Here is a 19556-nt window from a genome sequence, read left to right as displayed (position 1 = left end):
ATAATATGGAATTTAATACTATTCTTGTAGAGAGAGAAGAATTTTTGGCACAGGTAACCATTAATAGACCTACAAAATTAAATGCGTTAAACAGAGATACTATAAAGGAACTACATAGGGCATTTAAAGCTTTAGATAAAGATAAAAATACAAAAGTTATTATCTTAACAGGGAGTGGAGACAAAGCCTTTGTTGCTGGAGCAGATATATCGGAATTTGCGAATTTTTCAGTAAAAAAAGGAGAAGCGCTTGCAAAAAAAGGACAAGAACTACTTTTCAATTTTGTAGAAAACATGAAAACACCAGTTATTGCTGGGGTTAATGGATTTGCATTAGGAGGAGGGTTAGAGTTGGCTATGGCTTGCCATTTTAGAGTGGCAAGCGATAATGCAAAAATGGGCCTTCCAGAAGTTTCTTTAGGAGTTATTCCAGGATATGGGGGAACGCAACGATTACCACAATTAATTGGTAAAGGAATGGCCATGGAGCTTATTATGACTGCTGGTATGATAGATGCTCCTAAAGCCTTGTCTTGCGGTTTGGTGAACCATGTAGTAAAACAAGAAGAATTATTGCCCTTATGTAAAAAAATAGCTGCTAAAATAACGAATAATTCTTCCGTTGCAATTGGTCATGCAATAAAAGCAGTAAATGCTGGTTTTAATACTACTCTAGATGGGTATAATGCCGAGATAAAAGCTTTTGGAAAATGTTTTGGTACAGCCGATTTTAGAGAAGGAACAACTGCCTTTTTAGAAAAGAGAAAAGCAGATTTTCCAGGAAAGTAAATTACCTCTGGGCAAGCTCATGAGGCATTAATTGGAAACTAGTTTTGTTTTAAGGCAATCCTTGAAATATTATTTCCATTATTGATTAAATCACCAAATACCTACTTTATGATGCGTTTAAGAAATATTTTTGTGCTACTATGTATTTGTAGCTTTAGTTTACTTAAAGCACAAGAACTACCTGTAAATTATAGTTTAGGAGAAAATTATAACGATAGGTATAAATATTCTACAATTTTATCTATTGATGATGATCAAAAAGGACAAACTGTAATAGTAAGAAAGTATTATGGTGGTGTTCTATTGCGAGCAAAGGGGCATTATATTGAGATGTATGATGCCGACTTAAACTTAATTCAAGACTATAATTATAAATATTCTGCTATGCATATGGTTGATGGTTTTATAAGAAATGGCCAACTATATCTATTAGAATTAAAATATAATAACAAGAAAGAAGGGTACGAGTATATAATTCATCAAACTCCTTTGGACGATTTTAATTTTACAGAGCGTTCCATTCTTTTTGTTTCTTCTAAAGAAGTTACAAATCCTTTGGCAGTTAGCAAGTTTAATAGAAGTTTTAATAACGGTTTTTCAACAGCGGTTCATTTTAATGATAAAAAGAACGCTTTTGCTATTACTGTACAGCACAGGGAAGGAAAGAAAAAGAAATATGCCATGCATCTTTTTGGTACCGATTTAAAAAAACATATTACCTATGATTTTTCAACTGCCGCAGAAGACAAAAATTATGCTTTTGAGAATATAGAAGTATCACCCGATTTTCAGGCGCTATATTTTTCTGGTAAGGCTTATTTTAAGAAAAGAAGGTTCGACGCTAAAGAGCGTAGATTTCAGTATGAGGTGGTAAGAGTAACAAATAGTGGCCACCAAACGCAAGAGTTTAACGATGCCGGTAGGTACCCAGAATCTCTGAAACCTATTTTAATAGACAATAGTTTGGTTACTGTAGGTTTTTATGCAGACCGTAAGGATAATAGGTATAATGGGTTATGTTATTATAAATTAAATGCATCTTCTTTAGAGATACAATCGAAAAAATACAACGCTTTTTCGGAGCAATTTATGGTGGATAAATTTGGTAGAGAAGTAAATGCGGAAATTAAGAACCTAATTTTTAAAAGCATACATGTTACAGAACAAAATGCTTTAATTTTTAGTGCAGAAGAGTATTTTGTAACTAAGGGAATGGATGCTACTTCTACAGGAACCCGTTTAGAGGTAGAGCGTTTTCATTATAATGATATTGTTTGCGCAAAACTTAATTCGCAAGGAGATATGGAGTGGGCAAGAAATATTAATAAGGCAGAAGTTACACAAGGAGATGCTGCTTATGCATCTTATACCCCTTATGGAAAAGGTGAAACCATGTTTTTCTTTATTAACTCTGGCGAAAATCCACAAAAAATGAGTAAAAATAGAATTCTCTTTAAGCAAGGATTTAGCCGTAACCCTAACCTTTTCGTAATTCAGGTAAAACCAACGGGAGATTTGTCTTATAAAAAATTGGTGGATGATAAAGATGTTCGTTTACCTATAATGGTGTCTAAACCATTAATAAGAAAAACAGATAATGAGCTATTGTTCTATGCAAAAAGAGGTAGTAGAAAGCAGTTAGTAAAAGTAACTGTTAATTAATACATTGAAATTGTCAAAAAAGGAATATTTCCATAATTTTGGAATAAATCCAATCGACAATGATATCGAAACCCTACCTTAAAGGAAGAGGAGCGCAAGAAAATAAAACCAATAAATTCTCTGAATATATTTACGAAACTAGAAATGATTTTCTTGAATTTTGTAGAAAAGAAGGAGAACTAGCGGATAAAAATAAGACGCAATACGTTCCGATTTTCCCTAAAACCATTGTTAATAAAGTTATTAGTCCCGATGTTGGAATGGCATTTTCCATGAATCCGTATCAAGGTTGTGAGCATGGTTGCATATATTGTTATGCTAGGAATACACATGAATTTTGGGGGTATAGTGCAGGTTTAGATTTTGAAAGAAAAATTTTGATTAAAAAGGATGCTCCTAAGTTATTAGAGGCAAAATTAAAAAGTAAACGTTGGTCTGCTAAAACTATAGTACTTTCAGGGAATACAGATTGTTACCAACCAGCAGAAAAAGAGTTTGGTATTACCGGAGCATGTTTAGAGCTGTTTTTGAAGTACAAACACCCTGTTGGCATAATTACTAAAAATGCTCTAATTCTAAGAGATTTAGAAATACTTAAAGAACTTGCTAAAGATAATTTAATAGGCGTTACTATTTCTGTAACATCACTATCAGAAGAAACCAGGCGTATTTTGGAACCTAGAACAGTAAGTATTAAAAAACGCTTAAAAACTATTAAATTACTTTCAGAAAATAACATCCCTGTAAAGGCTATGCTAGCCCCAATTATTCCAGGGATTAACAGTCATGAGATTCTTAATTTAGCAAAAGCGGTATCGGAAAATGGAGCGTTGTCATTTGCTTTTACTGTAGTACGCTTAAATGGTGCTATTGGTCAAATTTTTACAGATTGGATTTATAAAACATTGCCCGATAAAGCGGAAAAGGTATTACGTCAAATAGAAGAATGCCATGGTGGAACCTTAAATGACAGTCGTTTTGGAGTTCGGTCTAGGGGTGAAGGTAAAATAGCTACACAGATTCATGATTTAATACGTATTGCTAAAAAGAAGTATTTTAGGGACAAAGTGTTTCCAGAACTTAATATTAGCTTACATGAGCAATATAAAGACGGACAAATGAAATTGTTTTAGGTAATTGTATTTTTAAATAGAAAGTAAGCTTTTAGGTAAATAAGCGTCTATTTTATTGGATAGTAGGTTTGCGAAATTATAAGAGTATGAAAGTAAGTATTTGGTCCGATATTAGATGTCCATTTTGTTATATAGGAAAAAGAAAATTTGAAGCGGCTTTGGATAAATTTCCATATAAAGAAGAGGTTATTGTTGAGTGGAAAAGTTTTGAGTTAGATCCTTATATAGAAACGAAGCTAAATGTAGATTATATAGAGCGTTTTATGGAAGTAAAAAACATTGACAAAGATACTGCTTTGGGTATGTTTGATCGTGTAACAGCCATGGCAAGTGAGGTGGGTCTTAATTTTAATATAGAGAAAGCAATAACAGCAAACTCATTAAATGCACACCGTTTATTACATTTTGCAAAAACAAAAAATAAAGCAGATGCTACAAAAGAGGCACTTTTAAAAGCACATTTAGAAGATGCCAAAAATATTGACGCTATAGATGTACTATTACAAATAGCAAAAGAGGTTGGTTTAGATTTCGATAAGGTTAAAACTATGTTTTTATCTGATGCTTTAACGTATGAAGTAAGACAGGATGAATTGGAAGCACGAAATTTAGGCATTAGCGGTGTTCCTTTCTTTGTACTAGACGGTAAATATGGACTTTCAGGAGCCCAGCCAGAGGAAGTTTTTACTGAAGCCTTAGAAAATACTTGGAAAAAACATGAGCAAGAAAAATTAACCATATTAAATACTGGAGAGGGAAGTGCTTGCGATTTAGATGGTAATTGTGATTAAATTTTGGGGAATAAAAAGGGTGTTTATAATAAAGTATAAGACTTTTTTATTCTCTGTATTCTTCGTTTTTTCTTTTGAAATTGGAACTTATTCTAAAGCTTAAACCAATAGATTGGGTGTTATTAATTTTTAACTGTTCAACATTAACCCTACTCATTGTAGGCTTAGCATTAAAACCGTTATAGATAAGATAAACACCCCATTTTTCTCTATTAGAACTGTTGTAATTGGATTTAATTTCTAAGCCAATTGCAAAAGACCAAAAATTAATTTTGTCTTTATGTTTTATTGCATTGTTATTGGAATCAAAATTTTCAGCGGTTATGTTTCCAAAATGATATTTGGGTATAAAAACCCATCTTGATTTTTCTTCTTGGAAAACTAGTTTAGGGCTAAAACCAAAGGCAATACTGGTAAATGGAATTTCAGATTTTTCATGAGTTCCAAAGTTATAGGCAATTTCAATTTCTGGAGATAGATATTTAAATGAAAATAGTTCACTCCCTGCTGTTATTTTATGATTTGTAAATGACTTTAAATCTCCATTATAAAATGCACCGTATTCTGCAAAAATTTCAGGGCCAGAAACTTGGCTATAGATTAGGTACGGTAAAATTAGAGATAGGAATAAATAAACTTTTTTCATTCAAAGTGTGTAGCAATAATCGTACCAACTCATTTCGCTACGATTGGCCATTCCACTCAGAATAAAATTGATTGAGGTAATTAACCATGAACAGGTGTCTTTTTTCCGCTAGTTTCTTGCCGCTATTGGTATTCATTTTGTCTTTTAATAAAAGTAGTTTCTCGTAAAAGTGATTAATAGTCGGGGCGGTCGATTTTTTGTACTCTTCTTTCGTTATTTCCAAATTAGGAAGAATATTTGGGTTGTATAGGGGTCTATTCTTAAATCCACCATAGTTAAAAGTTCTTGCGATACCTATGGCACCAATAGCATCTAAACGATCCGCGTCTTGTACTACTTGTAATTCTAGAGAATTAAACCTTTCCTTCTTCGGATTACCTTTATCTAAAGAAGATTTAAAAGAAATATTTTCTATAATGGCTACCACATGGTGTATTACTTCTGGAATAACCTCTTTAGAGTGTAAAAAATCGCTGGCTATTTTAGGACCAATACTCTCATCGCCATTATAAAATTTAGCATCTGCAATATCATGTAACAAAGCACCAAGAGAAACAATAAGCATATCTACCTTTTCTTCTTTTGCTATTAACAGGCTGTTTTTGTAAACACGTTCTATATGAAACCAATCATGTCCGCCTTCGGCGCCATCTAAAGTTTTTTTTACAAAGGAAATGGTTTCTTGTATTACGTTTTCATCTTTCAAAATAGGATACTTTATGCTTTAAAAGAATTTACGCCTTGTGCAACAGTCTTTTCTATTGTGGCAATTAAATCATCAATATTACCTTCTATTTCTAACGGTTTGTGTACATCTATAGTAATGTGGCTACCTAGACCATTAGGAAATTTACCATACCGTAACATTTTCCATGAATCGTTTACACTAATAGGTACTATTAACGCGGAGGGTGCTTTTTTAATTAATATTTTGAGTCCCATAGTTTGGAACTTTTTTGGATGCCCAGTTCTACTACGAGTACCTTCGGGGAATATTACAGCACTTCGGTTATGCTCTTCTATATAAGAGCCTAGTTTTGCAATTTCTTTAATAGCTTGTTTGCCATCGTTGCGATCTATAAGAACAGAACCACCATGTTTTAAATTGTAAGAAACACTAGGAATACCTTTTCCTAATTCTTTTTTGCTCACAAACTTTGGATGATGTTTACGCATCCACCAGCTTATAGGAGAAATCTCATACATGCTTTGGTGGTTAGATACTATTATTAAAGGTCTGTTTGTTGGTATGTTGTGAGGATTGTTAAACTTATAAGTTGTACCTATAATATGGGTGCATCTTATTAAACATAAATTAAAGTAGTTTACACTAATACTATGCGCTTTATAACCAAATACATTGAAACAAATCCATTGAATTGGTTGAAAAACCAATAAAATAAGCATAAAAAAGAATGCAAATATTGGAGTTAGTATGTAGGCAAAAAATTTTCCCATAGTGTAAAAATAAAAAAACCGTTCTTTTAAAAAGAGCGGTTTTTCCAATAATGTTTAAAATTATTTTTTAGCAGAACTCATTATAAGCCTCGGCCAAATTTTCTGCAATCATTTCTGCAGGTCTTCCTTCAATATGATGGCGTTCAATCATATGAACTAATTCGCCATTTTTAAAAAGGGCCATAGAAGGAGATGATGGAGGAAAAGGAATCATTAAATCCCTAGCCGCATTCACTGCTTCTGTATCTACTCCAGCAAAAACCGTAACAGTATGATTAGGTTTTTTATCATTTTGCAAACTCATTTTAGCAGCTGGCCTTGCGTTAGCAGCAGCACATCCACAAACTGAGTTTACAACAACTAAAGTTGTTCCTTCTTTTGCTATCGCATTTTCTACCTCTTGGGCAGTATATAATTCTTGAAAACCAGCAGATGCTAGGTCTTCTCTCATTGGTTTAACTAATTCTGCAGGATACATAATGTATTATTTTAATTAATAAGGACAAAGATATACAATTTGTCGTACTTAGTTAATTTTCATTACTTTTCATTACTTTTCATTACTTTTCATTAGATTATATTTTTTACAGTAATAGCATATCTTTGATAAAAAATTAATGGATTTATGATTAAGTGGTTTGCTGCCATTTTAGGGTATTCTTTTTTACGATTTCCCGGCGCAATTTTAGGATTTCTTGTTGGCAGTTTTATAGATAATTTGAGTTCTGGTCATGGAAACGGAAATACTGTTTTTAGCGATATAACAAGACAGAAGGTATCGCCAGCCGATTTTGAACTTAATTTACTCTCTTTATGTTCCTTAGTAATTAAGGCAGATGGTAAGGTTTCGCAAACAGAAATGAACTATGTACAGCAATATTTTGTTAGTACATACGGTAAGGAAAGAGCAAATGCTATTTTTAGAACCTTTAATGATATTAATAAGAAAAGCGAAATTTCTGCCCAACGCATTTGTGCCTATCTAAACCAAAGAACCAGATATGAAGTACGACTGCAATTACTACATTTTCTATTCGGAATAGCTCAGGCCGATGGTAATGTAAGTAGTTCGGAGGTGGATAAAATAAAGGAAATTGCTGGTTATCTAAGAGTGGGTGTAAGAGATTTCGATAGTATAAAAGCTATGTTTGTAAAATCGGCGGATACGGCATATAAGATTTTAGAAATAGAAAAAACAGCCACCGATGATGAAGTTAAAAAAGCATATAGAACCATGGCTAAGAAGTATCACCCGGATAAGGTTATTACAGAAAATGAAGCTATAAAGAAAGGGGCAGAAGAAAAATTTAAACGTGTTCAAAAAGCATATGAAAATATTCAGAAAGAACGAGGAATTTGAGATATAGGATATGGATAATTTATGGTTTTATGTTACATTAGGTTTAGATCATGTGTTAGATTTTTCGGCCTATGATCACATTCTATTTTTAACGGCTCTTACCCTTCCTTTTACTTTTAAAAATTGGAAAAATGTATTGTTGTTAGCTACTGTTTTTACTATAGCGCATTGCACTTCCCTAGTTTTTTCTGTGTTTGAGGTAGTTGTAATGGATGTAACTTTTATAGAGTTTTTAATTCCAGTAACCATATTTATTACTGTTATTTTTAATTTGCTTTATGCTAAAACGCAACAGCAACAAAAAAGTATCCTGTTGCTAGTAATAGCGACTTCTTTTTTTGGGTTAATTCATGGATTTGGATTTTCTAATTATTTTAAGATGTTAATGGCTGGGGAAGAAGAAAAAATAACGCCACTCTTTGGTTTTGCTTTTGGAATAGAATTTTCTCAGATTATTATTGTACTAAGTGTTCTAGCAATAGCCTTTAGTGTGCAAACTTGGCTTCACGTAAAGCAACGATATTTTGTAATAATTGGTTCTATTGCGGCTCTTTTAATTACGATTCCCATGTTAATTAATACGTTTCCTTGGTAAGCTTTGTTAATTATACCTTAATAGGTTGTTGTTGTTTTATAAAGCAGGTATCTTAGTAGTTTGCTATACTTAACTATGTTAGTAGTTTTTTAGATGAAAGAGATAAAACAAAAAAAATACGATAAAGCTTACCTGAGAATGGCTAAGGAATGGGGGCTTTTATCTAATTGCGAACGAAAAAAAGTGGGAGCAATTATTGTAAAGGATAGAATGATAATTTCTGATGGTTATAATGGTACACCAACGGGGTTTAATAATGTTTGTGAGGATGAAGAGGGTTATACAAAATGGTACGTGTTACACGCCGAAGCAAATGCAATTTCTAAGGTCGCTTCTTCTACACAATCTTGTAATGGAGCTACATTATATATTACGCTATCTCCGTGTAAAGAATGTAGCAAACTTATACATCAATCAGGTATAAAACGGGTGGTTTATCAAGTCGCTTATAAAGATGATTCAGGACTTAAATTTTTAGAAAAAGCAGGCGTAGAATTGGTTCATATGCCAAAAATATCTAACAAATAAGAATAGTAAATGAAACGAATCAACACCTATTTGTGGCCAACGATTATTGCTGTAGCTCTTGCTTTAGGCATATTCATAGGTGGAAAATTGAGTTTTAATCATTCTCCAGAAAGACTTTTTACGACCAATTCTAAAAAAGATAAACTTAACAAACTTATTGATTATATAGATTATGAGTATGTAGATGATATTAATACGGATAGTATAGTAGATATTACTGTAAATAATATTTTGGAAAAGCTAGATCCACATTCGGTATATATTCCTAGCGCAGAAATGGATAAAGTCTCTGAAAATATGAAAGGAGATTTTGTAGGTATTGGGATAAATTTTTATCCGTACCAAGACACTATAGCCGTTATCCGAGCAATACCAGAAGGACCCAGCTTTAAGAAAGGAATTAAGGCGGGAGATAGGATCCTTATGGCAGATGAAGATACACTGTATGGGAAGAATCTTGGAAGTAATAATATTGTAGAAAAACTAAAAGGAAAAAAAGGAACTAAGGTAAATTTACAGGTTTACCGCAAGGAGGAAAACAGAGTTTTTTCTGTAAAGGTTAAAAGAGATTTAGTGCCCATTAAAAGTGTAGTGGCTTATTTTATGCTCACGGATGAAATGGGTTACTTAAAAGTAAATCGTTTTGCAGAATCTACTTTTAAAGAGTTTAAGTCTGCTTTGGGGGCATTAGGAAAACTAGGGGCAAAGAAACTAACGCTAGATTTGCGAGATAATCCTGGTGGCTATCTAGGAATTGCAGAGGAGATGGCAGATGAGTTTTTAAAAGACGGTAAACTAATTTTATTTACAAAAAATAAGAAAGGAAAGGTCGAAAAGGTATTTGCAACGGATAAAGGAGAGTTTGAAGATAAACCAGTTTATGTTTTAATTAATGAAAGATCCGCTTCTGCCAGTGAAATAATAGCAGGGGCATTACAAGATAATGATATAGGTACTATCGTAGGAAGAAGATCTTTTGGAAAAGGGTTAGTGCAAAGAGAAATGGATTTAGGAGATGGCTCTGCAGTACGACTTACGGTTTCAAGATACTATACACCAACAGGAAGAAGCATACAAAAAACATATAAAAACGGACATAAAGATTATTATAAAAAGTTTACAGAACGCTATAATAATGGGGAATTAATGTCCGCGGATAGTATTAAAGTCGCAGATTCTTTAAAATTTAAAACACCAAAAGGAAAGATTGTTTATGGCGGTGGCGGAATAATTCCCGATGTTTTTGTACCAATTGGTACTAATGAGGAAGAGGCGATAGAGAGTATGGATAGTTATGGTTTTTTATCTTATTTTGCCTTTGAACATTTAGATGAAGACCGTAAAAGGTATGATTATTATACCCAAGAAGAATTTATTAATGATTTTAGAGTAGACGACATTCTTTTTGAGAATTTCGTAGAGTACGCTATGACAAGAAATTTAAAAATGAATTTCTATGATTTAGAGGGTGGGATAAAACTATATTTAAAAGCAGCATTGGCCGATCAGTTATATGGACCAAATGTTTATGCTAAAATTAAAAGTGTAGAAGACCCTATGTTAAATAAGGTGCTGCAATTAGACAACCCTTCTTTAGTGCAAAATATAGAAGAACAAGAAACAGAAGAACAGAACTAATTTTCGTTCATCTTTTTTTGTATTTTCTTGCTGGTATTAAAAACTAATATTAATACAATAGCTACTAAAGATGCCATGATGCCAATAAGAGCAATAATACTATTACCTTCAAACAAATTATTAAAATCTAAAAGGGTAACGTTGTAGGATATTAATGCTATTGCTAATGCAATTAAGACTAAGGTTAGGGTTTTGTTCATTTTTTATAATTTTTATGTCTTCTAAAAGAGCTGATTTATATTTGCAGCAAACAATTTAACTGCGATAGCTAATAGTATAACTCCAAATACTTTACGAATAACATTTATACCGTTTTTCCCTAAAATGTGTTCTATTTTTTTGGAAGATTTTAATACTATATATACAAAGATAATATTTACTACAATGGCAACAATTATATTCTCTACATGATATTCGGCACGGAGAGATAATATAGATGTCATAGTACCAGCGCCGGCTATTAAAGGAAAAGCAATGGGGACAATAGAGGCAGTTTCGGGTTCGTCATCTTTGTATAGTGTAATTCCTAAAATCATTTCTAAGGCCATAAAAAATAATATAAAAGCCCCTGCAACAGCAAAGGAATTTACATCAATACCGATAAGTTTTAATATTTCTTCTCCAATAAATAGAAAAGCAATCATAATAGAAGCTGCTACGAGAGAAGCTTTCTCGGATTGTATGTGCCCTACTTTTTTTCGTAAACCAATTATAATAGGAATACTTCCAATAATATCTATTACGGCAAAAAGAATCATTCCTGAAGAAGCAATTTCCCGAAAATCAAAATTTAATGACATAACGTTTATTGTTTTTTTTCAAATGTACACTTATTCTTGAATTATAGATGTTATAGAATATGTAAGAAAACGTATCTTGCCATTTTAATTTTGAGTATGTTTCAAATAGGAAAAACTATAGTATCCGAGGAGATAATAGAAAATGATTTTGTGTGTAATTTAAATGCGTGCAAAGGACAATGTTGTATTGATGGGGAAGCAGGAGCACCTGTTGCAGATGATGAGACTGAAATTATGGTGGATATTTATAGTAAAGTAAAACCGTATTTAAGCCCCGAAGGTATAGTGGAAATTGAAAAGCAAGGAGCTTTTGTTAAAGGAGAAGACGGAGAATGGGAAACCCCCTTAGTAAATGGGAATGCCTGCGCATATGTAATTTTGGATGAAAAGAAAACTGCAAAGTGTGGTATAGAGGAGGCATATAATGACGGGGTAATTGATTGGAAAAAACCTGTTTCTTGCCATTTGTACCCTGTTAGGGTGCGAGAGTATACAGAGCTAACTGCTGTAAATTATCATAAATGGGAAATATGTGATGATGCATGTTCGTTAGGAACAGAATTACAGGTGCCTATTTATAAATTTGTGAAAGAATCTCTAATACGAAAATTTGGGAAAGAGTGGTATGCGGAGTTGGAGGAAGTAGCTAAGGAACATGTTAAAAGGTAGGAATATTGAGTATTATTTTAGTTCCTAGTGATTTTTTATCTTCATCAAACAAATCTAATATTTCTATATCAAAAGAATTTTGGTAATCTTTGGAGAAATTACTTAAACGTTCTTTGGTAATATCTATGCCTACAGATTTTCGTTTTAAGACTTTATTTTTTTTAATTTTTTCAGCAGCGTTTCTTCCAACTCCGTTATCGATAATAGAAATAGTAATAAACCCTTTTTTTCCTGGATTTGCGGTAAGGGTTAATTTTTTTTCTCCTTCTTTGGAAGATAGTCCATGCCATATAGCGTTTTCTAGAAAAGGCTGAAGAATTAAAGAAGGAATCTTCACAGTATGTATATCTATGTCTTCATCTATAGAAATAGTGTAATTAATTTCATTGGAAAAACGAATATTTTCAATATTTAAGTATAGTTCTACGGTTTCTAATTCTTCAGCAAGTGTAATTTCTTTTAGGGTAGATGCTTCTAATATTTTACGTACTAGTTTAGAAAATTTATTTAGATAATAAACTGCATTTTTCTTTTCATTATTAATAATGTATAGTTTAATAGAGTTTAAGGAATTAAATAGAAAGTGCGGATTCATTTGGCTTCGTAGCATCGTTTGTTCTAGTGTAAGAAGCTTTTTTTCATTTTTTAATTGGTATTGTCGGTATAGAATAAAAAATATGCCTGCTAAAAGAGATAAGGCAATACCACTTATAAGTAAAGTGGTCTGGTTTTTTCTAAGTTTTAGTTTTACAATTTCGTTTTCTTTAGCAAGAACCTCTATCTGGCTGTTTTTTTTCTCCGTATCATACCTAATAATCATATCGTTTACGTAACGTAGGTTCCGAACATTAGATATTTCCTCATTGAATTTTTGAGCTTTTTTGTAATAGGTTAAAGATTTTTTATGTTGTCCTTGCCTTCCATATAGTTCGGATAAGTTTAGGTTGGCCTGCGAGATTCCGCTTGGGAGATTGTGCTTTTTTGCAAGTTGTAGTCCCTCTAGGATGTTCTTTTCTGCTTCAGAATAACGATTAATTTGCATTAAGGCTTTCCCTAAATTAATTTGTACCGCTGATGTAATGTATTTATCACCCAAGGATTTTGAGTCTCGTAGTGCTGGTTCTAATATAGCTAATGCTTTATTTATCTTATTCTGTTTTATAAAGATTTGAGCAATGCTATTTTTACAAATAATACGACCCATATCACTATTTATTTTCTCATTGTAAGCTAAAGATGTGCGGTAGCTCTGCAGTGCAGCAGTTAAGTCGAGTTGAGCCTCTTGGCATTCCCCTATATTCTGATGATTAATAGCGATGCCTAGCTCATTACCAAGATCTTTTTCTAATTGCATAGATCTTTGAAACTGTTTTATGGCTAAATCGTATTGTTCTAAAGTTTGGTATAAATTACCGATTCCGTTTAAAGATACATTAATACTTCTCTTTAAATTGTCGGACGGGTTTTCTACAGTTTCTGCGAGTTCTAACGCTTCTTGATTATAGTCTAATGCTGTTTTAATAGCGTCTGTTCTGCGGTAAACAACACTGAGCATATTTAGGCTATAGACTTTGAATTCTAAATTGTTAGCTGTATTGGCAGCATATAATGCTTGGTTATGTAAAGAAATAGCCTTGCTAAATTGAGAATAAGCCCGGTACCTCCTACCGAGTTGATTTAAGGCATAAGATTGACCCGTTAAATACTCTTTGTTTAAAGCCCTTTGAGCAAAGAAACGCATATGAATAGTGTCTTTTCTTTTGCTTCTTAGTACTTTATCAATGGCCTTGTAGGTAATAGGAGATTCTTTAATAAGACTGTCCATTTTCAAGAGAAAAGCAGGAGAAATATCTTGACTCGATATAGAGATGCTAAAAAAAAGAATAAGTAAAACAAATGCCTTTCTAATTTTAGGGAAAAGAAAATAAAATAAGATGTGAAAAAATGTAGACGTATTTATTTGCATGTAATGGTCTATATTAAATCTAAGAAATCTGATTTTTTTTGACGAGAAACTGGAATCTTATGGTTTGATTTTAAAATAACGTATCCATCTGTTTTTAAAAACTCTTTTATTTTGTTTAGATTAATAATGTACGAGTTATGAATTCTAAAGAAAGTCTCTTGCGGTAGAAGTTCGTTAACTTCTTTAAGTTTTTTAGTAAGAACTAGTTTGTTGCCATCTGTTAAAAAAAGGGTGCTATAGTTGCCATCAGATTCTGCATAAAGGATTTCATCACTTTCCAAAAAGACAAGTTTACCATCGGTATTAATAGTAATTTTTTTTTGAATATTATTGGCGTTAAAATTTAAAAGAATCTTTTCTAGCTTGTTAGATGTGTAATTATTGTAGTTAAACTTTTTAATCTTAACAATAGTCTCTTTTAAATCATCAGTGTCGATAGGTTTTAATAGATAATCTATTGCTTCGTTTTTTAAGGCTTTTATAGCGTATTGGTTATAAGCTGTGGTAATTACAACAGGAAAATTTTTGTTTTGTAGTTTTTGAATAAACTGAAAACCATCCATTGTAGGCATTTCAATATCTAAAAAAAGACAATCAGGAGTGTTTTTTTCTAAATACTCTAGTGCGGCAAATGGATCTGTAAAAGAAGCTTCTACATTAATTTCTTTACTAAAATTGGTTAGCTCCCAAGATAAACTTTGAAGAGCTTTAATTTCATCATCAACTATTACGGCTTCTAACATAGGTTGCTTAATATGTTTAGAGGTAAGTTACTTAAAAAAATAATTCTCTAGTTACATTTTAAAAAAAGATGTATTAATGGTAATTATTTAGGTATGAATAACAATATATATTTAAAAAATATAAAATTATCGGTTTGGATTTTTAGAAGACTTTGCTGGGGTGTCAATTATACATTAAAAACTACCATTTATACATTTATATATTTTTGGTCATTTTCATTAGTATAAATTTGATATACATGGATTTATACATGTGTTTCATTGACTATTAATCGAATGTTTAGATAAACTAAAAAAAACCTAAGATGAAAAAGTGCTTAATAATGTTTGGGCTTTTACTGTCTTTGTTATTAGTAGCTGTAGTGGTTGAAAAAAGGAATAGCTCCAAGATTGTAAAAGATAATATTGCTGTGAATGTTACTTTGAAAAATTTAGACATAAATGAATAAATTGTGATTTTAACCGAAATCATATAAAATAGAGGGAAAATCCGTCAGTTTTAATGTAGTTATTTGGTTATTTTTGTATGTAAATACGGTAATACTTAGTAAGTATTTAATTTTTTATCAATATTAAAAGGTACGGCTCTAGGACACGTTATAATAAAAAGATCGTGTACTTTAATTAGTATTTCCGTCCAATGTTTTACTACACAAAAATACAAGGTCTAATTTTGTTAGAGATTGTATTACGTTGATTATAGGTTTCGGGGGAACTACCTGAATTAGCATTATTGTAGTATTTATCTTTAATTAGATGCATTGGAAGGGCCGTACAATTGATAAGTACTGTAAATAAGAGGATTAGAAAAATATTGAAACGTTTTTTAATAAACCAAAAAGTATATAATTTTAATACTTTTTGGTTTATTTTTTTAGAATTATTTCTAGGTAATATTTTATCTTAAAAGTATTTCTTTGTTAAGGCTAATAAACATTATAGCTAAACATACATTTCAACATTTTGTGTTAAAAACTTTGTAACGATATAACAAAATTACCTCTTTTATTTTGGCTGTAATTTTACATCTTTGCTAATATATACGAAAGAGCATATTCCGTATTAACACTAAATTCATTTATAATTATGTCTGTAGCCATAGAGCCTATTTTAGCCGAAAATAAAGATCGGTTTGTAATATTTCCAATTCAACACAATGATTTATGGGATTGGTATAAGAAACAGGAGGCTTGTATTTGGACTGCAGAAGAAATCGATTTACACGAGGATTTAACAGATTGGAAGAATAAGTTAAATGACGATGAACGTTTTTTTATAAAACACATTCTTGCATTTTTTGCTGCTTCTGATGGGATTGTAAATGAAAACTTGGCAGAGAATTTTGTAAATGAAGTACAATATTCCGAGGCAAAGTTTTTCTATGGTTTCCAAATAATGATGGAAAACATTCATTCCGAAACGTATTCTCTTTTAATAGATACATATGTAAAAGATGAAAAAGAAAAAACTATTCTTTTTCAGGCCATAGAAAATTTCCCAGCAATAAAGAAAAAAGCAGATTGGGCTTTAAAATGGATAGAATCTCCAAGTTTCGCAGAACGCTTAATTGCTTTTGCGGCTGTAGAAGGTATTTTCTTTTCTGGTTCTTTTTGCTCTATATATTGGCTTAAAAAGAGAGGTTTAATGCCAGGATTAACATTTTCTAATGAGTTAATCTCAAGAGATGAAGGTATGCATTGCGATTTTGCAGTTCATTTGCATAATCACCATATCATAAATAAAGTGCCTAAAGAAAGAATCAAAGAGATTTTAGTAGATGCACTTAATATCGAAAGAGAATTCATTACCGAGTCGCTACCAGTAAGTCTAATCGGGATGAATGCTAAATTAATGACGCAATATCTGGAATTCGTCACGGATCGTTTGTTAGTAGAATTAGAATGCGATAAAGTATACAATTCTACCAATCCGTTCGATTTTATGGATATGATTTCCTTACAAGGAAAGACAAATTTCTTTGAAAAGCGCGTTTCTGAATATCAAAAAGCAGGCGTGTTGAATACAGAGGATGATGAAGATTCTCAAAAAATTAGCTTCGATGCTGATTTTTAATTAGTAAGTCGACTTTATAGTTGCCTTACACCCCTTTAGCTTAATAGTAAACCTACAGAAAACTCGGATTTGCACGGTTATATGACCCTGCGACCCTAAAATTTAACGAACCACTAAAACCATTGTAGCAATATGTATGTAGTAAAAAGAGACGGAAGAAAAGAAATGATAATGTTCGATAAAATAACTGCGAGAGTTCGTAAGTTATGTTACGGACTAAATGCTTTAGTAGATCCACTTAAAGTGGCTATGCGAGTAATAGAAGGTTTGTATGATGGGGTAACTACTTCGGAGTTAGATAATTTAGCAGCAGAAACTGCAGCTACTATGACAACTACACACCCAGATTATGCCAAACTTGCGGCTCGTATATCTGTTTCTAACCTACATAAAAACACAAAAAAATCTTTCTCAGAAACAATGAAAGATTTGTATTTATATGTAAACCCTAGAACAACAAAGGAAGCTCCATTGTTATCTGATGAGGTGTATAATGTAATTATGGAGAATGCTGAGAAATTAGATTCTACTATAATTTATAACCGAGATTTTGGCTACGACTATTTTGGTTTTAAAACATTAGAGCGTTCGTATTTATTAAAAATCAATGGTAAAATTGCAGAACGACCACAGCATATGCTTATGCGTGTTTCTATTGGGATTCATTTAAATGATTTAGATGCAGCTATAGAAACCTATGAGTTAATGTCTAAAAAATATTTTACACATGCTACACCAACACTCTTTAACTCAGGTACACCAAAACCACAAATGTCTTCTTGCTTTTTGTTAGCAATGAAAGATGATAGTATTGATGGTATTTATGATACATTAAAGCAAACTGCAAAAATCTCGCAATCTGCGGGTGGTATAGGTTTATCAATCCATAACATAAGAGCTACAGGATCCTATATTGCAGGAACAAATGGTACTTCTAATGGTATTGTTCCAATGCTACAGGTTTTTAATGATACTGCAAGATATGTGGATCAAGGTGGAGGAAAACGTAAAGGAAGTTTTGCCATTTATATGGAGCCATGGCATGCCGATATTTTTGAGTTTTTAGATCTTAAAAAGAACCATGGTAAAGAAGAAATGCGTGCAAGAGATTTATTCTATGCAATGTGGATTTCGGATTTATTTATGAAAAGGGTAGAGGCTAATGAAGATTGGACATTAATGTGCCCTAATGAATGCCCAGGTCTTTTTGAATGCCATAGTGAGGAGTTTGAGAAGTTGTATACTTCATATGAAGAGCAAGGAAAAGGACGCAAGACGGTAAAAGCACGTGAACTTTGGGAGAAAATATTAGAATCTCAAATAGAAACTGGTACACCTTATATGTTGTATAAAGATGCGGCTAACCGTAAGAGTAACCAAAAGAATTTAGGAACAATACGTTCTTCTAACTTGTGTACGGAAATAATGGAGTATACTTCTCCAGATGAAGTAGCAGTGTGTAACTTAGCTTCTATAGCATTGCCAATGTTTGTTAAAAACGGGACATTTGATCATAAAGAATTATTTAAAGTAACAAAGAGAGTAACCAAAAATTTAAATAAAGTAATAGATAGAAATTATTACCCGGTAAAAGAAGCGGAAAATTCTAATATGCGTCATAGACCAATTGGTTTAGGTGTGCAGGGTCTTGCAGATGCTTTTATTATGTTACGTATGCCTTTTACCAGTGATGAGGCAAAAAAGTTAAACCAAGAGATTTTTGAAACATTATATTTTGCTGCACTAACTGCTTCTATGGAAATGGCTAAAGAAGAAGGTCCATATTCCACATATGAAGGCTCGCCAATGTCCCAAGGAGAATTTCAGCACAATTTATGGGGAATAAAAGATGAGGAACTTTCTGGTAGATGGAATTGGGAAAAGTTAAGAAAAGATGTGGCTAAAAACGGAGTTCGTAATTCTTTATTAGTAGCACCTATGCCTACGGCTTCTACTTCCCAAATTTTAGGGAATAATGAATGTTTTGAACCGTATACATCTAATATTTATACAAGAAGAGTACTTTCAGGAGAGTTTATTGTGGTAAATAAGCATTTGTTGGAAGATTTAGTGGCTCTCGGAATGTGGGATGAGGGTATGAAGCAAGAATTAATGCGTGCTAACGGATCTATACAGCATATAGAAACGATACCTCAGGATATAAGAGATTTATATAAAACAGTTTGGGAATTGAGCATGAAAGATATTATTGATATGAGTCGCCAAAGGGGTTACTTTATTGATCAAAGTCAGTCGTTGAACTTATTTATGCAAAATGCGAATAATGCCAAGCTGACTTCTATGCACTTTTACGCATGGAAAAGTGGCTTAAAAACGGGAATGTATTATTTACGTACTAAGGCAGCTGTTGACGCCATTAAATTTACTTTGGATAATACGAAGAAAAAGGAAGTTCCTGTTAGCATTGCTGCACAAGCAGAAGTTGTTGCTGCTACACCAACACCAGCAGCTGAAGAAGCAGCTACTATGGAAGTTAAACCAACGCCTGTGCAACAAGAACTAGATATAAAGCCGTTAACACCTGCGGAGATGAAAGAAATGATAGCAAGAGCAAAGGAAGGACAAGCAGATGATGATTGTTTAATGTGTGGATCTTAAATAGATAGTGTTGAGTCGTCCTAAAATAGGTTGACAATTTATTAAATAATTAAATTAATCCAGCGAAGCTAGCTTCGCTGGATTTTT

20 protein-coding genes are annotated in these 19556 nt (G+C 32.3%); 12 read left to right on the top strand and 8 right to left on the bottom strand.

Annotation, left to right across the window (positions count from 1 at the left end; all coding sequences use genetic code 11):
- Window positions 1-5: 5 nt before the first annotated feature.
- The 4 genes from Q0856_RS11890 to Q0856_RS11875 all read left to right on the top strand — a co-directional run bounded on the left by Q0856_RS11890 (window position 6) and on the right by Q0856_RS11875 (window position 4374).
- Window positions 6-788 carry an enoyl-CoA hydratase-related protein gene (locus tag Q0856_RS11890; RefSeq protein ID WP_298474737.1) on the top strand — a complete coding sequence of 261 codons (783 nt, stop codon included), beginning with the start codon at window positions 6-8 and terminating at the stop codon, window positions 786-788.
- Window positions 789-896: 108 nt separating this feature from the next.
- Window positions 897-2450, top strand: a complete 1554-nt coding sequence (locus Q0856_RS11885; RefSeq protein ID WP_298505267.1) for a hypothetical protein — start codon at window positions 897-899, stop codon at window positions 2448-2450.
- A 59-nt stretch (window positions 2451-2509) separates the two neighbouring features.
- The gene (locus Q0856_RS11880; protein WP_298505265.1) at window positions 2510-3583 is read left to right on the top strand and encodes a PA0069 family radical SAM protein; all 1074 of its coding nucleotides are present in this window, start codon (window positions 2510-2512) and stop codon (window positions 3581-3583) included.
- 86 nt (window positions 3584-3669) lie between these two features.
- Window positions 3670-4374, top strand: a complete 705-nt coding sequence (locus Q0856_RS11875) for a DsbA family oxidoreductase (RefSeq protein WP_298505263.1) — start codon at window positions 3670-3672, stop codon at window positions 4372-4374.
- A 46-nt stretch (window positions 4375-4420) separates the two neighbouring features.
- On the opposite strand, the gene Q0856_RS11870 is transcribed toward Q0856_RS11875, so the two are convergent.
- From Q0856_RS11870 to Q0856_RS11855, 4 genes are all read right to left on the bottom strand, one after another.
- Entirely contained in the window at window positions 4421-5020 is a 600-nt protein-coding gene (locus Q0856_RS11870; RefSeq protein WP_298505260.1) for a hypothetical protein, read from the bottom strand.
- 37 nt (window positions 5021-5057) lie between these two features.
- Window positions 5058-5726 (bottom strand): HD domain-containing protein, encoded by a 669-nt coding sequence (locus Q0856_RS11865; RefSeq protein WP_298505257.1) that lies wholly within the window; start codon window positions 5724-5726, stop codon window positions 5058-5060.
- A gap of 11 nt (window positions 5727-5737) precedes the next feature.
- Window positions 5738-6478 (bottom strand): lysophospholipid acyltransferase family protein, encoded by a 741-nt coding sequence (locus Q0856_RS11860; RefSeq protein ID WP_298505255.1) that lies wholly within the window; start codon window positions 6476-6478, stop codon window positions 5738-5740.
- 67 nt (window positions 6479-6545) lie between these two features.
- The gene (locus Q0856_RS11855) at window positions 6546-6956 is read right to left on the bottom strand and encodes a BrxA/BrxB family bacilliredoxin (RefSeq protein WP_298474724.1); all 411 of its coding nucleotides are present in this window, start codon (window positions 6954-6956) and stop codon (window positions 6546-6548) included.
- 147 nt (window positions 6957-7103) lie between these two features.
- Between Q0856_RS11855 and Q0856_RS11850 the strand changes: the two genes are divergently transcribed.
- The 4 genes from Q0856_RS11850 (at window position 7104) to Q0856_RS11835 (ending at window position 10599) form a co-directional block, all read left to right on the top strand.
- Complete coding sequence (locus Q0856_RS11850) at window positions 7104-7838, top strand: TerB family tellurite resistance protein (protein WP_298505253.1); 735 nt, start codon at window positions 7104-7106, stop codon at window positions 7836-7838.
- A gap of 10 nt (window positions 7839-7848) precedes the next feature.
- Entirely contained in the window at window positions 7849-8433 is a 585-nt protein-coding gene (locus tag Q0856_RS11845) for a HupE/UreJ family protein (RefSeq protein WP_298505250.1), read from the top strand.
- 93 nt (window positions 8434-8526) lie between these two features.
- Window positions 8527-8961, top strand: a complete 435-nt coding sequence (locus tag Q0856_RS11840; RefSeq protein ID WP_298474718.1) for a dCMP deaminase family protein — start codon at window positions 8527-8529, stop codon at window positions 8959-8961.
- Between the two features lie 9 nt (window positions 8962-8970).
- The gene (locus tag Q0856_RS11835) at window positions 8971-10599 is read left to right on the top strand and encodes a S41 family peptidase (protein WP_298505248.1); all 1629 of its coding nucleotides are present in this window, start codon (window positions 8971-8973) and stop codon (window positions 10597-10599) included.
- Here Q0856_RS11835 and Q0856_RS11830 read toward each other — a convergent pair.
- On the bottom strand, window positions 10596-10799 hold the full coding sequence (locus Q0856_RS11830; RefSeq protein WP_298474714.1) for a hypothetical protein: 204 nt from the start codon (window positions 10797-10799) through the stop codon (window positions 10596-10598). The genes Q0856_RS11835 and Q0856_RS11830 overlap by 4 nt on opposite strands.
- Window positions 10800-10820: 21 nt before the next feature.
- On the bottom strand, window positions 10821-11399 hold the full coding sequence (locus Q0856_RS11825) for a MarC family protein (RefSeq protein ID WP_298474712.1): 579 nt from the start codon (window positions 11397-11399) through the stop codon (window positions 10821-10823).
- A gap of 96 nt (window positions 11400-11495) precedes the next feature.
- Here Q0856_RS11825 and Q0856_RS11820 point away from each other — a divergent pair, with 96 nt between their 5' ends.
- Window positions 11496-12068, top strand: a complete 573-nt coding sequence (locus tag Q0856_RS11820) for a DUF3109 family protein (protein ID WP_298505246.1) — start codon at window positions 11496-11498, stop codon at window positions 12066-12068.
- On the opposite strand, the gene Q0856_RS11815 is transcribed toward Q0856_RS11820, so the two are convergent.
- Window positions 12058-13893, bottom strand: a complete 1836-nt coding sequence (locus Q0856_RS11815; protein WP_298474708.1) for a tetratricopeptide repeat protein — start codon at window positions 13891-13893, stop codon at window positions 12058-12060. The genes Q0856_RS11820 and Q0856_RS11815 overlap by 11 nt on opposite strands.
- Before the next feature lie 149 nt (window positions 13894-14042).
- Window positions 14043-14777 (bottom strand): LytTR family DNA-binding domain-containing protein, encoded by a 735-nt coding sequence (locus tag Q0856_RS11810; RefSeq protein WP_298474707.1) that lies wholly within the window; start codon window positions 14775-14777, stop codon window positions 14043-14045.
- Window positions 14778-15082: 305 nt separating this feature from the next.
- Between Q0856_RS11810 and Q0856_RS11805 the strand changes: the two genes are divergently transcribed.
- From Q0856_RS11805 to Q0856_RS11795, 3 genes are all read left to right on the top strand, one after another.
- The gene (locus tag Q0856_RS11805; protein WP_298474705.1) at window positions 15083-15226 is read left to right on the top strand and encodes a hypothetical protein; all 144 of its coding nucleotides are present in this window, start codon (window positions 15083-15085) and stop codon (window positions 15224-15226) included.
- A 637-nt stretch (window positions 15227-15863) separates the two neighbouring features.
- Window positions 15864-16850, top strand: coding sequence for a ribonucleotide-diphosphate reductase subunit beta (locus tag Q0856_RS11800; RefSeq protein ID WP_298474703.1), 987 nt, complete (start codon window positions 15864-15866; stop codon window positions 16848-16850).
- A 132-nt stretch (window positions 16851-16982) separates the two neighbouring features.
- A complete protein-coding gene (locus Q0856_RS11795) occupies window positions 16983-19469 on the top strand; it encodes a ribonucleoside-diphosphate reductase subunit alpha (RefSeq protein ID WP_298505243.1) in 2487 nt (828 codons plus the stop codon).
- Window positions 19470-19556: the final 87 nt, after the last annotated feature.

Source organism: uncultured Maribacter sp., from assembly GCF_947496775.1.
In the GTDB taxonomy this organism is placed as follows: domain Bacteria; phylum Bacteroidota; class Bacteroidia; order Flavobacteriales; family Flavobacteriaceae; genus Maribacter_B.
This window is presented reverse-complemented; position numbering and strand designations above follow the sequence as displayed.

Excerpts from the sequence above, each read along its gene's own strand:
- Q0856_RS11890 (WP_298474737.1), top strand. The coding sequence starts at position 6 with ATGGAATTTAATACTATTCTTGTAGAGAGAGAAGAATTTTTGGCACAG.
- Q0856_RS11885 (WP_298505267.1), top strand. The coding sequence starts at position 897 with ATGATGCGTTTAAGAAATATTTTTGTGCTACTATGTATTTGTAGCTTT.
- Q0856_RS11880 (WP_298505265.1), top strand. The coding sequence starts at position 2,510 with ATGATATCGAAACCCTACCTTAAAGGAAGAGGAGCGCAAGAAAATAAA.
- Q0856_RS11875 (WP_298505263.1), top strand. The coding sequence starts at position 3,670 with ATGAAAGTAAGTATTTGGTCCGATATTAGATGTCCATTTTGTTATATA.
- Q0856_RS11870 (WP_298505260.1), bottom strand. The coding sequence starts at position 5,020 with ATGAAAAAAGTTTATTTATTCCTATCTCTAATTTTACCGTACCTAATC.
- Q0856_RS11860 (WP_298505255.1), bottom strand. The coding sequence starts at position 6,478 with ATGGGAAAATTTTTTGCCTACATACTAACTCCAATATTTGCATTCTTT.
- Q0856_RS11855 (WP_298474724.1), bottom strand. The coding sequence starts at position 6,956 with ATGTATCCTGCAGAATTAGTTAAACCAATGAGAGAAGACCTAGCATCT.
- Q0856_RS11850 (WP_298505253.1), top strand. The coding sequence starts at position 7,104 with ATGATTAAGTGGTTTGCTGCCATTTTAGGGTATTCTTTTTTACGATTT.
- Q0856_RS11845 (WP_298505250.1), top strand. The coding sequence starts at position 7,849 with ATGGATAATTTATGGTTTTATGTTACATTAGGTTTAGATCATGTGTTA.
- Q0856_RS11840 (WP_298474718.1), top strand. The coding sequence starts at position 8,527 with ATGAAAGAGATAAAACAAAAAAAATACGATAAAGCTTACCTGAGAATG.
- Q0856_RS11835 (WP_298505248.1), top strand. The coding sequence starts at position 8,971 with ATGAAACGAATCAACACCTATTTGTGGCCAACGATTATTGCTGTAGCT.
- Q0856_RS11830 (WP_298474714.1), bottom strand. The coding sequence starts at position 10,799 with ATGAACAAAACCCTAACCTTAGTCTTAATTGCATTAGCAATAGCATTA.
- Q0856_RS11825 (WP_298474712.1), bottom strand. The coding sequence starts at position 11,399 with ATGTCATTAAATTTTGATTTTCGGGAAATTGCTTCTTCAGGAATGATT.
- Q0856_RS11820 (WP_298505246.1), top strand. The coding sequence starts at position 11,496 with ATGTTTCAAATAGGAAAAACTATAGTATCCGAGGAGATAATAGAAAAT.
- Q0856_RS11815 (WP_298474708.1), bottom strand. The coding sequence starts at position 13,893 with ATGGACAGTCTTATTAAAGAATCTCCTATTACCTACAAGGCCATTGAT.
- Q0856_RS11810 (WP_298474707.1), bottom strand. The coding sequence starts at position 14,777 with ATGTTAGAAGCCGTAATAGTTGATGATGAAATTAAAGCTCTTCAAAGT.
- Q0856_RS11805 (WP_298474705.1), top strand. The coding sequence starts at position 15,083 with ATGAAAAAGTGCTTAATAATGTTTGGGCTTTTACTGTCTTTGTTATTA.
- Q0856_RS11800 (WP_298474703.1), top strand. The coding sequence starts at position 15,864 with ATGTCTGTAGCCATAGAGCCTATTTTAGCCGAAAATAAAGATCGGTTT.
- Q0856_RS11795 (WP_298505243.1), top strand. The coding sequence starts at position 16,983 with ATGTATGTAGTAAAAAGAGACGGAAGAAAAGAAATGATAATGTTCGAT.